Below are 13,678 nucleotides of genomic sequence, written 5' to 3' on the forward strand. Positions count from 1 at the left end.
GCTGAACAGATGAGCGAACCCACCCGTGCGGAATGGCTGGCCGTCGACGCGTACCTCACCGGCACGCTCGTCGGCACCGACCCGGCACTCGAGCAGGCGGTCGCCGACCAGCGTGCGGCGCACATGCCCGACATCGAGGTGGCCCCGCTGAACGGCAAGTTCCTGCACCTGCTCGCCCGGATCGCCGGTGCCCGGCGCGTGCTCGAGATCGGCACGCTCGGCGGGTACTCCACCATCTGGCTCGCCCGGGCGCTGCCCGAGGACGGGCGCGTCGTCACGATCGAGGCCGAACCCGACCACGCCCGGATCGCCCGTGCGAGCATCGACCGTGCGGGGGTGGGGGACCGCGTGGAGATCCGGGTCGGGCGCGGCGAGGACGTGCTGCCCACGCTCGACGGGGGCGAGCCGTTCGACCTCGTCTTCATCGACGCCGACAAGGAATCGAACACGGTGTACCTCGACTGGGCCGCGCGGCTCGGGCACCCGGGCACCGTCGTGGTGGTCGACAACGTGGGCCGCGGCGGCGCGGTCGCCGACCCCGGCGCCGCCCGCAGCGACGTACGCGGCACGCAGGCAGGCCTCGCGATGCTCGGCGCCGATCCCCGCTTCGACGCGACGGCGCTGCAGACCCTCGACGCGAAGGGCTGGGACGGCGTCGCGATCGCCGTGCTGACCGACGCGGTCTGACCCCGCATCCGGTCGCCGACCGCCGTGCCCCTCCTGCGCGACGGGCCGGGTCAGTAGACTCGGGAACGGATCGACGACGCTCCGAGAACCAAACCCTCCACAGCATGCGCACACCGCGCCTCGCGGGAGGGGACCGAACCAACTCAAGGAGTCCTCTGTGGCACTGATCGAGGCTGTAGGCGCGCGCGAGATTCTCGACTCGCGCGGGAACCCGACCGTCGAGGTGGAGGTGCTGCTCGACGACGGGATCGTCCAGCGCGCGGCCGTCCCCTCCGGCGCATCGACCGGCGCCTTCGAGGCGTACGAGCTGCGCGACGGCGACAAGAGCCGCTACGGCGGCAAGGGCGTCCGCAAGGCCGTCGACGCCGTGCTCGACGAGCTCGGCCCGGCCATCGAGGGTCTCGAGGCCAGCGAGCAGCGCGTCATCGACGCCGTCCTCATCGAGACCGACGGCACCGCCAACAAGCAGCGCACCGGCGCGAACGCCATCCTCGGCGTGAGCCTCGCGGTCGCCAAGGCCGCCGCCGACTCGGCCGACCTGCCCCTGTACCGCTACCTCGGCGGCCCGAACGCGCACGTCATGCCCGTGCCGCTGTTCAACGTCATCAACGGCGGCGAGCACGCCGACAACGGCATCGACATGCAGGAGTTCTTCCTCGCCCCCATCGGCGCCGAGACCTACGCCGAGTCGCTCCGCTGGGGTGTGGAGACCTACCACGTGCTGCGCGCCGAGCTGAAGGCCGCCGGCTACGCCACGGGTCTCGGCGACGAGGGCGGCTTCGCCCCCGACCTGCCCAGCAACCGCGAGGGCCTCGACTTCCTGCTGAAGGCCATCGAGAAGGCGGGCTTCACCCCGGGCAAGGACATCGCCCTCGGCCTCGACGTCGCCGCGACCGAGTTCTTCAACGACGGCGTGTACCGCCTCGACAACAAGGACTGGAACGCCGCCGAGCTCACCGAGTACTACGTGGGCCTGGTCAACGACTACCCGATCGTCACGATCGAGGACGCGCTCGCCGAGGACGACTGGGACAACTGGAAGCACCTCACCGAGGCGCTCGGCTCGAAGGTCCAGCTCGTCGGCGACGACCTGTTCGTCACCAACCCCTCGCGTCTGCAGGACGGCATCACCCGCGGCGTCGCGAACTCGCTGCTGGTGAAGGTGAACCAGATCGGCACGCTCACCGAGACGCTGGATGCGGTCAGCCTCGCCCAGCGCAGCGGCTACACCGCGATGCTCTCGCACCGCTCCGGCGAGACCGAGGACACCACGATCGCCGACCTGGCCGTCGCCACCAACTGCGGTCAGATCAAGACCGGCGCGCCCGCCCGTTCCGAGCGCGTCGCGAAATACAATCAGCTTCTGCGCATCGAGGAGGACCTCGGTGAGGCGGCCGTGTTCGCCGGCCGCAGCGCGTTCCCCCGGTTCCAGGGCTGAGCGCACCGTACGGATCTGAGAGGGAGGGGGAGTCGTGACCAGAAGGCCGGCTCCCCCTTCCGCATCCCGCCGTCGAAGCCCGCAGGCGCGGCGCGTCGACGTGCGGGAGTGGCTCGGCGGCATCCGCCTGTCCGGGTTCATGATCATCATGCTCGGACTCGTGGTGCTCGCCGTCCTCGTGCTGGTGCCGACGATCGGCACGTACATGGACCAGCGGCAGCGGATCGCGGCGCTCGAGCACGCCGTGCAGCTCACCCGGGACGAGATCGACGAGCTCGAGGAGCAGGGGCAGCGCTGGAGCGATCCGGCGTACATCATGACGCAGGCCCGCGAGCGGCTGTACTACACGCAGCCCGGCGAGATCTTCTACCTCGTCGACAACGACCTGTCCGAAGCGCAGCAGCCGCAGGAGCAGGGAGCGGTGAGCGACGAGGTCGAGCAGACCCGCACCGACTGGATGTCGCAGCTCGTGCGCTCGGTCGTCGTCGCCGGCACCTCGCAGACCGCGACCGGCCCGGTCGACTGACGGGGTGCTCCCGGGCGGCGCCGGGTAGCCTGGGCGGGTGAGTACTCCGCCGTTCGCCCCCGTCACGGAAGCCGAGCACGCGGTGCTCCACGCACAGTTGGGGCGCCCGGTCCGCGGCGCCGTCGGCATCGCCGCGCGCTGCACGTGCGGCAACCCGACCGTCGTCGCCACCGCACCGCGGCTTGACGACGGCTCGCCGTTCCCGACGTTCTACTACCTGACCCACCCCGCCGCGACCGCGGCGATGAGTCGGCTCGAGGCGACGCACGTCATGCCCGAACTCGCCGCGACCCTCGAGGACGAGGAGGTGGCCGCCGCCTACCTGCGCGCCCACCAGGCGTACCTCGCGGACCGCGCGCGCTACGGCGAGGTCGAGGAGATCGCGGGCGTCTCCGCGGGCGGCATGCCCACCCGGGTCAAGTGCCTGCACGCGCTCGCCGGGCACGCGCTCGCGGCCGGTCCCGGCGTGAACCCCATCGGCGACGCGGCGCTCGCCCGCGGCGACTGGTCGCCGGAGCGGTGCGAGTGCGCGGAACCGGGCGCCGCGCTCGCCGGATCCGCCCCCTCGGAGCAGCCTGGATGAGAAGGATGCTCCGGGCCGTCGTGGCCGCCGGGATCGCGCTCGGGGTGCTCGCGCCCACGTCCGCCCTGGCCGCGACGCCGGACACCACGCCGGAGCCGGTCCGCAGCCAGGAGTACTGGCTCGACGAGTACGGCATCCGTGAGGCCTGGGCGACGACCCGTGGCCAGGGCGTGCGCATCGCGATCATCGACACCGGCATCGGCAGGGCCCCCGCGTTCGACGGCGCGGTCGTCGCCGGCACGGACGTGTCGGGGGAGGGGAGCGCTGACGGGCGCACCCCGGTGGGCGTCGTCGACGCGAACCACGGCAGCTGGGTGGCCTCGCTCGCGGCCGCACGCGACCTCCCCGGCGGCATGATCGGCGTCGCCCCCGAGGCGGAGCTGCTGTCGGTGTCGGTCGGGTTCGGGTCGAGCACGACGGTGCCGATCGCCACGCAGGTGGCCCAGGCCATCCGCTGGTCGGTCGACAACGGCGCCGACGTCATCAACCTCTCGTTCACGACGAACACCCTCGAGTGGGATCCCAGCTGGGACGAGGCGTTCCTGTACGCGTTCGACCACGACGTGGTGGTCGTGGTCGCCGCCGGCAACCGGGGCAGCGGCACCTCGCGGGTCGGCGCGCCCGCCACGATCCCGGGCGTCCTCACCGTCGCCGGCGTCGACCCGGAGGGACGTGCGAGCGTCAACGCCTCCACGCAGGGCATCACCATCGGGGTCGCCGCCCCGAGCGAGGAGCTCCTCGGCGTCTCCGCCGACGGACAGCTCGTGGTGTGGAACGGCACCAGCGGCGCGGCGCCCATCGTCGCCGGGATCGCCGCGCTCGTGCGCGCCGCGGAACCCGACCTCGACGCGGCGAACGTCATCAACCGGATCATCCGCACCGCCAAGCCGCCCGCATCCGCCCGCGACCTGCCGAATCCGCTCTACGGGTACGGCCTCGTGGACGCCGCGGCGGCGGTCGGCGCCGACGTCGCGCTCGTCACCTCGAACCCGTTGGGCGACCTGCGGGAGTGGATCCGGGTGCACCGACGCGCTGCCGGCACGCCTGCGCCGGACGACGTCTCCGCGCCCGTCGAGGTGCCGCCGCTGCCCGAGGCCGACCGCCCCAGCGCGGACGGTTCGCCCCTGCTCCCGACCGAGCAGACCCTGCTCTACGGGTCGCTGCCGCTGCTCGTGGTCACCGTGGCCGCTATAATGGTTACGCTCGGCGTCACTGCTGCTGTCCGACGCGTCCGATCGGTGCGGCCGCCCACCGCACCGCGCCGTTGATTCCTCAGGAGTTCTTTCCCATCGTGACAAGCACAGTGACCAGCGTCGTGCCTCGAATCCTCATCGTCGGTGGCGGGTACGCCGGGTTCTACACCGCGTGGAAGCTCGAGAAGCAGCTTCGCAAGCGTGAGGCCGTCGTGACGGTCGTCGACCCGCTGCCCTACATGACCTACCTGCCGTTCCTGCCGGAGGTCGCCGCGGGCTCCATCGAACCGCGCCACGCCGTGGTCGCCCTGCGCCGCCACCTCAAGAAGACGACGGTCATCACGGCGAAGGTCACGAACATCGACCATGCCCGCAAGGTCGCCACGATCACGCCCTCCGAGGGCGAGCCGTACCAGTTCGAGTACGACCAGATCGTCGTCACCGCCGGCTCCGTCTCGCGCACGTTCCCGATCCCCGGCATCGCCGAGAACGCGATCGGCATGAAGGCGATCGAGGAGGCCGTCTGGGTCCGCGACAAGCTGCTGTCGAACTTCGACAAGGCCGCGGCGCTGCCGGCCGGTCCCGAGCGCGAGCGACTGCTGACCGTCGTGGTCGTCGGTGGCGGGTTCGCCGGCATCGAGACCTTCGGCGAGCTGCGTTCGCTCGCCTCGAGCCTGCTCGAGAAGTACCCGCAGCTGTCGTTCGACGAGACCCACTTCCACCTGGTGGAGGCCATGGGCCGGATCATGCCCGAGGTGTCGCTGAAGACGAGCGAGTGGGTGCTGAAGTCCCTCGCCACCCGCGGCGCGTACGTGCATCTCGACACGCAGGTCACCGGCGCGGTCGACGGCAACGTCGAGCTCTCCACCGGCGAGGTCATCCCGTCCGACATCATCGTGTGGACCGCCGGTGTCATGGCCAACCCGCAGGTGGTCAAGGGCAGCGACCTCCCCACCGAGGAGCGCGGCCGCATCCGCGCCCAGGCCGACCTCCGCGTCGTCGACGCCGAGGGCAACGTGGTCGAGGGCGCCTGGACCGCCGGTGACGTCGCGGCCGTGCCCGACCTGACCGGTGGCGGCGTCGGCGGCTACTGCGTGCCGAACGCCCAGCACGCCGTGCGCCAGGCCAAGCGGCTCGCGAAGAACATCATCGCAGTGCTGCGCGGTGAGACCCCCAAGGACTACGTCCACAAGAACCTCGGCGCGGTGGCGGGCCTCGGCCTCTACACCGGCGTCTTCCAGTCCGGCAACATCGCGCTCAAGGGCTTCCTCGCCTGGGGCGCCCACCGCGGCTACCACGGCCTGGCCATGCCGTCGTGGGAGCGCAAGTGGCGCGTGCTCTGGGGCTGGTGGAACAACTTCTGGCTCGGCCGCGACATCGTCAACCTCGAAGCGGTGCAGCAGCCTCGCGGCTTCTTCGAGGCGTACGCGGCCAAGCCGCGCCCGGCTGCCGAGCCGGCTTCGAAGTAACGCGACGCGAGACGCCGCCGCATCCGAGAGGATCCGGCGGCGTCTCGCGTTTACAGTTGGTGTGCGCCCGCACGGGCGCGCGCCCCCGTAGCCCAATGGCAGAGGCAGGCGACTTAAAATCGCTTCAGTGTGGGTTCGAGTCCCACCGGGGGTACCGTCCGCATCCTGTCCGGCGTTGTTCGGCACCGCATTCGGCGATGTCACGGCGTTCGGAGCGATTCGCCGCATCCGGCCCGAATCCGGTGACATCCCCGAATCCGGTGACGGTCCGAATTCGGTGACGCGGGCAGTCCGCGTCGCTGCGGGGTGATCGGCCCGGCCCGGGGGAGACTCGAAGGTCGTGGGTACCCGAACCGTCCGCCGCCTCCGCCGCCGCATCCTGCTGCTCGCGATCACGGCCGCGATCGCCGTGGTCGCAGGCGTGCTCCTCGGCTGGGTGCGGTCGGCGTGGCCGGGGATCGGTGCGCCGACGGATGCGGTGGAGCTGGCGCGTGCGCTGGCGCTCGTCGACGAGCACGCCGCCGTCCCGGACTACCGCCGGGAGGCGTTCGGCGACGCATGGACCGACATCGACGGCAACGGGTGTGCGCAGCGGCAGGACGTGCTCGCCCGCGACCTCACCGGGATCACCCGCGACGGCTGCGTCGTGCTGACCGGTGTGCTCGACGACCCGTACACGGGGGAGACCGTCGAGTTCCGGCACGACCGGGTCGCTTCCCCCGGCGAGCCCGGCAGCACCGCGGTGCAGATCGACCACGTCGTGAGCCTCGCCGCGGCCTGGCGCGGCGGTGCGCACGCGTGGACGGATGCGGAGCGCCTCCGCTTCGCGAACACGCTCGATCACCTGCTCGCCGTCGACGGCGCCGCGAACCAGGGCAAGGGCAGCAAGGGGCCCGGCGCCTGGCTCCCGCCGGACCCCTCGTACCGGTGCGACTACGCCGACCGGTACACCCGCATCGCCGCGGACTGGGACCTCGCCGTCACCCGGGACGACCGGGCCGCACTGGTCGGCGTCCTCACGGCCTGCGGCGCGACCGGAGCCGGGTCGGTCGATAGGCTCGGAGGGTCTTGACCCGAACAAGATCCCCTGTAGGAGTGCTGTGCCCACCCATGCTCCGGCGTTGCTGACGCGCGCCATCGAGGACCTCTCGATCGCCCCGTCGTTGGAGGCGGTCACCCGCATCGCCTCCAGCGCCGCCCGGCAGCTCGCCGGCGCCGACGGGGTGGCGTTCCTGGTGCGCGAGCCCGAGCACAGCCACTACGTGCACGAGGACGCCATCGCGCCGCTGCTCCTCGGCCGGCGCGTCGTCGGCGACGTCAGCGGCTGGGCCATGGACCGGCGCGAGACGACCGTCGTGCACGACGTGCGCGACGACCCCCGCGTGCACCGCGAGCTGTACCTCCCGACGTTCGTGCGGAGCATGGCGATGGTCCCGGTGCGCGCCGACGACCCGATCGGCGCGCTCGGGATCTACTGGGCCGACCAGCACACACCGCCGCCGGCGACCCTGCGCCAGCTCGAGATGCTCGCCCACAGCGCCGCCGTCGCGATGGAGAACCTCGAGCTGCGGGGCGCGCTGGAGCTGCGGTCCCAGGAGCTCGACGCGAGCGCGGCCCGCGCCGACGAGCTGGAGGTCGCGATCCACTCGCTCGTGCACGACCTGCGCAGCCCGCTCGGCGCCATCATCGGCTTCGCCGAGCTCGTGAGCGACGAGATCGACGACCCGAAGGTCGGTCGGCACGTCGACGCCATCCTCCGCGCCGGCGAGCGGATGAACACCCAGATCGAACGGATGCTGTCGGTGTACAGCATCACGAGCCACCCGCCGAAGCCCGAACGGGTCGACCTCAGCGCGTTGGCGCGGGAGGTCAGGGTCGAGGTGCTCCGCGACGTGGGGGACCGCGACGTGGAGATCGACGTCGAGGACGGCATGGTCGCCGAGGTCGACCCGGTCCTCGCGTGGCTGCTGCTCGTGAACCTCTGCTCCAACGCGGTGAAGTACACCGCCGGCAGGCCGCAGGCGCGCATCCACATCGAGGCGGTGCCGGGCGACGGGCCCCTGCGCACCTTCGTGGTGCGGGACAACGGGGTGGGGTTCGACCAGGCGGACGCCGAGCGACTCTTCCGCCCCCTCACCCGCCTTGAGACGGCGAAGGAGTTCCCCGGCACGGGCCTCGGCCTCGCATCCGTCGCCCGCATCGTGCGGTTGCACGGCGGGTCGGTCCGTGCCGAGGGCGAGCGGGGCGTGGGCGCGTCGTTCTTCTTCTCGCTGCCCGCCCCGGACGGGGTGGGCACGGACGCCGCACCCGTAGGCTAGGCGGCATGATGCGGGCACGACGCGGTGGGGCAGCGGCATGATCGATCTGCTGCGGGGCGCCGGCGCACAGCCGTGGCGTGACCCTGCCGGGTACTGGGGTGCGATGACGGATGCGGTCGCGGACCGTCCTGCGCCGCTCGCCGCCGTCCACCTCGACGCGCTCCGGCACAACGCGCTCGACATGCTCGTCCGCGCATCCGGGGTCCCGGTGCGCGTCGCGAGCAAGTCCATCCGCGTGCGCGAACTGCTCGACGCCCTCCTGCGCCTGCCCGGCTATCGCGGCATCCTGTCGTTCACGCTCGCCGAGGCGCTGTGGCTCGCCGAGGACCACGACGACATCGTGCTCGGCTACCCGACCGCCGACCGCGCCGCACTCGCCCGGCTCGTGGCCGACGAGCGTGCGGCGTCGCGCATCACGCTCATGGTCGACGACGTGGCGCAGCTCGACCTCGTCGACGCGGTCGCCGCTCCCGGCTCGCGGCCCGTCGTCCGGGTCGCGATCGACGCCGACGCGTCCTGGCGTGCGCCCGGGCTCGGCCACGTCGGGGTGCGCCGCTCGCCGCTCCACGAGGCGAGCGAGGTGACCCGCTTCGCCCGCGCCGTCGCCGCCCGTCCGGGCTTCGCGCTCGTCGGTCTCATGATGTACGAGGCGCAGATCGCCGGGCAGCCCGACGCCGAGGGGCCCGGCGACCCCGTCATCCGCTGGATGCAGCGGCGGTCCGCCGCCGAGTTGCAGGACCGGCGGGGCGCGATCGTCACCGCCCTTCGCGACGTCGTCCCGCTCGAGTTCGTCAACGGCGGCGGCACGGGGTCGCTCGAGGTGACCGCCCGCGACGAGGCCGTCACCGAGCTCACCGCCGGCAGCGGGCTGCTCGCCGGGCACCTGTTCTCGCACTACCGCGCGTTCGACCCGGCGCCCGCCGCCGCGTTCGCGCTCGACGTGGTCCGCAAACCCCTGCCCGACATCGCGACCGTCCTCGGCGGCGGCTGGATCGCCTCCGGGCCGCCGGTCGCGTCGCGGCAGCCCGAGCCGGTGTGGCCGGTGGGCCTCCGGACGCTCGGCCGCGAGGGTGCGGGCGAGGTGCAGACGCCGCTGCAGGGTGCCGCGGCGAACGGGCTGGCGGTGGGCGACCGGGTGTGGTTCCGGCACGCGAAGAGCGGCGAGCTCGCCGAGCGCGTCGACCGGTACGCGCTCGTGACACAGGCAGGGGTCGTGGGCGAGGTGCCCACGTACCGAGGCGAGGGGAAGGCGTTCCTATGACCCGTCCGGGCGGCGTGTGGCGCAACTGGGGCCGGACCGCGAAGGTGCGACCGCTGCGCATGGAGTTCCCGGCGTCGACGGATGCGGTCCGCCGCGCCGTGAAGGCCGCCGCCGACCGCGGGTTGCGCGTGAAGGCGGTGGGTGCGGGGCACAGCTTCAGCGACATCGCGGCCGCGCCCGACGTGCTCCTCGATCTCCGAGACCTGTCCGGCCTCGTCCGGGTGGACCGTGAGCGGCGGCGCGTGACCCTCCGGGCCGGCACGAACCTGTGGCAGATCCCGCGCCTGCTCGCCCCCTACGGGTGGGCGATGGAGAACCTCGGCGACATCGACCGGCAGACGATCGCCGGCGCGATCTCCACCGGCACGCACGGCACCGGCGCCCGGTTCGGCGGCCTGTCGACGCAGGTGGTCGGCGTGACGCTCGTCACCGCCGACGGCGAGCTGCTCCGTGTCGACGACGACGAGAACCCGGAGCTGCTGCCGGCGGTCGCCCTCGGGCTCGGCGCCCTCGGCATCCTGGTGGAGGTCACCCTCCGCGTGGTGCCGGCGTTCCTGCTGCACGCGGTGGAGCGGCGCGAACCGCTGGACGCGCTGCTCGCCGACCTCGACGCCCGTGCGACCGCGGTCGACCACTTCGAGTTCTACTGGTTCCCGCGCACCGATGTGGCCAAGACGAAGACCAATGTCCGGCTGCCGGAGAGCGCGCCCCGGAAGCCCCTGCCGAAGGTGGGGAAGTTCGTCGAGGACTCGCTCCTGTCGAACCACGCGTACCGGGCGCTGTGCGCCGCATCCGCCACCGTCCCGGCGCTTGCGACGCCCCTCGCCCGGCTCGGCGCGACCACGGTCGGGCAGCGCGAGTACACCGACCGCTCGAACCGCGTGTTCACGCAGCACCGGAGCGTGCGGTTCCGTGAGATGGAGTACGCGGTGCCGGTGGAGCGTCTGCGGGAGGCGTTCGAGGCGCTCCGGCAGCTCATCGACGACCGGCCGTGGCCGATCTCGTTCCCGGTCGAGGTGCGGGTCGCCGCGGGCGACGACCGCTGGCTGTCGACCGCCTACGGGCGCGACAGCGGCTACATCGCGGTGCACCGGTACTGGCGGGAGGACCCGACCGACTACTTCACCGAGGTCGAGGCGCTCATGGCCCGGTTCGACGGACGCCCGCACTGGGGCAAGATGCACCGGCTGGATGCGGCGACGCTCCGCACCAGGTACCCGCGGTTCGACGACTTCGTCGCCCTCCGCGACCGGCTCGATCCGCACCGCCGCTTCGCCAACGGGTACCTCGCCCGCATCCTGGGGGAGGACTCGGGCACCCCGGCGTAGGATGTCCGAAAACGGGGAATGGAGAACGCACCGACATGGAATGGCTCATCCCGGTTCTGATCGTCGTCGCGCTCGTGGTGATCGTCGGAATCTACCTCTGGGCGACGTACAACTCGCTGGTGCAGTTGAACGTCCGGGTCGACGAGGCGTGGAGCGACATCACGGTGCAGCTCAAGCGCCGAGCCGACCTCCTGCCCAACCTCATCGAGACCGTCAAGGGCTACGCCGCCCATGAGAAGGCCGTCTTCGAGAATGTCACCCAGGCCCGCGCCGAGACGATCAACGCGACCGGACCCGCGGAGGCCGGTATCGCCGAGGGGCACATGCAGCAGGCGCTGAAGTCGCTGTTCGCGGTCGCCGAGGCCTACCCGCAGCTCCAGGCCAGCCAGAACTTCCTGCAGCTGCAGCAGTCGATCGTCGACACCGAGGACAAGATCCAGGCGTCGCGCCGGTTCTACAACGGCGGTGTGCGGGAGCTGAACACGAAGATCAAGGTCTTCCCGAACAACCTGTTCGCCCGCCGGCTCGGCTTCCACGAGCGCGAGTTCTTCGAGGTGGTCGGCGGCGCGTCGATCGCCGAACCGCCCCGCGTCCAGTTCTGACCGCGCGCCGGACCTGGGGGACCGGTGTACTCGGCGATCGCACGGAACAAGCGCAACACCTGGCTGATCCTCACGGCCTTCGTCGTGCTGCTCGGGGGCGTGGGGCTGCTGGCGGGGTGGCTGACCGGCAACAACTGGTGGATCACCGCGATCGTGCTCGTCTTCGCGGGCGGCTACGCTGCGGTGCAGTACTTCGCGGCCGACCGGGAGGCGCTCGCGCTCGCCGGCGCCGTCGCGGTGAGCCGGGAGGACGCACCGCGATTCCACCGGCTCGTCGAGAACCTCTGCATCGCCACGGGCACCCCGATGCCGGCGCTGCACGTCGTCGACGACCCCGCCCCGAACGCGTTCGCGACCGGCCGCACCCCCGAGAAGGCCGCCATCACGGTCACGACGGGGCTGTTCGAGCTCATGGACGACCGGGAGCTCGAGGGCGTGCTGGGGCATGAGCTCGGCCACATCCGCAACTACGACATCCGCGTCTCGCTCGTCGTCTTCGGACTCGTGGTCGCCCTCGGCATCGTCGCGGACGTGTTCCTCCGGATGCTGCTCTTCGGCGGCGGGCGTCGCGGCGGCAACAGCGGCCAGGCCCAGGTGGTGTTCCTCGTCCTGGGCGTCGTCGCCGCCGTCGTCGCGCCGCTCCTGGCGGGCGCGGTGCAGGCCGCGATCTCCCGGCAGCGCGAGTATCTCGCCGACGCGACGAGCGCCCTCACCACCCGCGACCCCGACGGGCTCGCTTCCGCGTTGGGAAAACTCGCGACGTACGGCGCACCGCTGCAGAAGGCGAACACGTCGATGGCGCACCGCTGGATCGCCGACCCGCTGCGACCGAGCGCCCTGCACCGCCTGTTCGCGACGCATCCGCCCCTGCCCGCCCGCATCGAGCGGCTGCACGAGATGGGCGGCCGCTTCTAGGTCCGCATCACGCGGCTTCGGCCCGTACGGCGCGACACACCACGCGGCGCGACCGGCCCGCACGGGGATCGCGTCAGGCGACGGGCTCGTCGGGCGCGAGCGGCACGGCCTCGGGGCCGGCGACGTGCCTGGCGGTGTCGGGGCCGAGGGCCCGGGCGACGTCGTCCACGGCGTCGCCCCACTGCGACACCGAGACGCCCTGCAGCCCCTGCCAGGCCGCGGCCTGGCGCAGCACCCCGGCGAGCCGCTCGGCGGCCTCCGCCGGCGGATCGGCCTCCCACCACGCGGACTGCACGAGGAGCACGGACGCGGCGCGGTCGGCCTTCAGGTCGACCCGGCCGACGACGCGGTCGCCGACCACGACCGGCAGCGAGTAGTACCCGTAGCGCCGCTTCGGCGCGGGCGTGTAGATCTCGATGCGGTAGTCGAAGTCGAAGATGCGCTCGGCGCGCGGGCGGAACCACACCACCGGGTCGAACGGCGTGAGGATGGTCGCCGCGTCCACACGGCGCGGCACGGAGACCGACGCGTGCAGCCAGGCGGGCCGCCGCCACCCGTCCACCTCGACCGGATGCAGCACGCCGGCCGCCTCGAGCCCGGCGACGACCGCGGCCACGGTCTTCTGGTCGCGGAACCGCCAGTAGTCGTCGAGGTCGGCGATCGTCGCCACCCCGCACGCCCGCGCGGCGCGCTCCACGAGCACCGGCAGCGCCTCCGCCTTCGGGACCGGGGAGGCGAGGGTCTCGGCGGGGATGACGTCGGCGGCGAGGCCGTACACGCGCTCGAACCCGCGGCGACCCGCGATCGCGACCTCGCCGGCGAACCACAGGTACTCCAACGCCTGTTTCACCGCGCTCCAGTCCCACCAGGGCCCCCGCGCGGAGCGGTGCGCGTCCTCCTCGATCTGCGCCGGACGGACGGGGCCGCGTTCGGCGAGCTCGCCGCGCACCCAGCGGAGCGTGTCGTCGTCGACGGCGAACCAGCCGGTGCGCTCGTGCCGCTCCCGGTGCTCGGCCATGCGGAAGTCGAAGAGGTTCCAGTCGGTCGCCGCGACGAACGCGGCCTGATGGGCCCAGAACTCCACGTAGGGGGCGCGGCGGTGGAACAGGAGCCGGTCGAGCCGGTCGACGTCGTAGCGGCCGACCCGCGAGAACAGCGGCATGTAGTGCGACCGGGCGAAGACGTTCACCGAGTCGATCTGCAGCGTCGACATGCGCGACAGCTCGCGGTGCAGGTGCCGGGCGGTGACCGCATCCGGTGCCGGGGCGCCCACGCCCTGCGCGGCGAGGGCCACGCGACGTGCCTGCGGGCGGGTGAGACGGGTGCGCACGACGTCAGCCTACGACCGGCCGCCGACA

Annotated in this window: 13 protein-coding genes and 1 tRNA gene; 13 read left to right on the forward strand and 1 reads right to left on the reverse strand. The window is 72.4% G+C overall.

Annotated features, from left to right (window positions below):
* Positions 1–9: 9 nt before the first annotated feature.
* The 13 genes from ACWAUO_RS09765 (at position 10) to ACWAUO_RS09825 (ending at position 12,320) form a co-directional block, all read left to right on the forward strand.
* Positions 10–687 (forward strand): O-methyltransferase, encoded by a 678-nt coding sequence (locus ACWAUO_RS09765; RefSeq protein ID WP_460775027.1) that lies wholly within the window; start codon positions 10–12, stop codon positions 685–687.
* Between the two features lie 157 nt (positions 688–844).
* The gene (eno, locus tag ACWAUO_RS09770) at positions 845–2,125 is read left to right on the forward strand and encodes a phosphopyruvate hydratase (protein ID WP_460775028.1); all 1,281 of its coding nucleotides are present in this window, start codon (positions 845–847) and stop codon (positions 2,123–2,125) included.
* Between the two features lie 34 nt (positions 2,126–2,159).
* The gene (locus ACWAUO_RS09775; protein ID WP_460775029.1) at positions 2,160–2,651 is read left to right on the forward strand and encodes a septum formation initiator family protein; all 492 of its coding nucleotides are present in this window, start codon (positions 2,160–2,162) and stop codon (positions 2,649–2,651) included.
* Between the two features lie 37 nt (positions 2,652–2,688).
* Positions 2,689–3,234, forward strand: a complete 546-nt coding sequence (locus ACWAUO_RS09780) for a DUF501 domain-containing protein (RefSeq protein ID WP_460775030.1) — start codon at positions 2,689–2,691, stop codon at positions 3,232–3,234.
* Positions 3,231–4,502, forward strand: coding sequence for a S8 family peptidase (locus ACWAUO_RS09785; protein WP_460775032.1), 1,272 nt, complete (start codon positions 3,231–3,233; stop codon positions 4,500–4,502). Before ACWAUO_RS09780 ends, ACWAUO_RS09785 begins: the two co-directional genes overlap by 4 nt.
* Before the next feature lie 47 nt (positions 4,503–4,549).
* Entirely contained in the window at positions 4,550–5,896 is a 1,347-nt protein-coding gene (locus ACWAUO_RS09790) for an NAD(P)/FAD-dependent oxidoreductase (protein ID WP_460775262.1), read from the forward strand.
* Between the two features lie 81 nt (positions 5,897–5,977).
* A tRNA-Leu gene (locus tag ACWAUO_RS09795) sits at positions 5,978–6,050 on the forward strand.
* A gap of 186 nt (positions 6,051–6,236) precedes the next feature.
* Positions 6,237–6,968 (forward strand): HNH endonuclease family protein, encoded by a 732-nt coding sequence (locus tag ACWAUO_RS09800; protein ID WP_460775033.1) that lies wholly within the window; start codon positions 6,237–6,239, stop codon positions 6,966–6,968.
* 28 nt (positions 6,969–6,996) lie between these two features.
* Positions 6,997–8,214: a sensor histidine kinase gene (locus ACWAUO_RS09805; RefSeq protein WP_460775034.1), complete on the forward strand. Its 1,218-nt coding sequence runs from the start codon at positions 6,997–6,999 to the stop codon at positions 8,212–8,214.
* Positions 8,215–8,251: 37 nt separating this feature from the next.
* Positions 8,252–9,475 carry an alanine racemase gene (locus ACWAUO_RS09810; RefSeq protein WP_460775036.1) on the forward strand — a complete coding sequence of 408 codons (1,224 nt, stop codon included), beginning with the start codon at positions 8,252–8,254 and terminating at the stop codon, positions 9,473–9,475.
* Entirely contained in the window at positions 9,472–10,803 is a 1,332-nt protein-coding gene (locus ACWAUO_RS09815; protein WP_460775037.1) for a D-arabinono-1,4-lactone oxidase, read from the forward strand. The genes ACWAUO_RS09810 and ACWAUO_RS09815 overlap by 4 nt, the downstream gene beginning before the upstream one ends.
* 35 nt (positions 10,804–10,838) lie before the next feature.
* A complete protein-coding gene (locus ACWAUO_RS09820) occupies positions 10,839–11,405 on the forward strand; it encodes a LemA family protein (protein ID WP_460775038.1) in 567 nt (188 codons plus the stop codon).
* A gap of 24 nt (positions 11,406–11,429) precedes the next feature.
* Positions 11,430–12,320 carry a M48 family metallopeptidase gene (locus ACWAUO_RS09825; RefSeq protein ID WP_460775040.1) on the forward strand — a complete coding sequence of 297 codons (891 nt, stop codon included), beginning with the start codon at positions 11,430–11,432 and terminating at the stop codon, positions 12,318–12,320.
* A 73-nt stretch (positions 12,321–12,393) separates the two neighbouring features.
* Here the strand turns inward: ACWAUO_RS09825 and ACWAUO_RS09830 are convergent, their stop codons facing one another.
* Complete coding sequence (locus ACWAUO_RS09830; protein WP_460775041.1) at positions 12,394–13,650, reverse strand: winged helix-turn-helix domain-containing protein; 1,257 nt, start codon at positions 13,648–13,650, stop codon at positions 12,394–12,396.
* Positions 13,651–13,678 lie beyond the last annotated feature (28 nt).

This window comes from Microbacterium sp. GXF7504 (genome assembly GCF_054798235.1).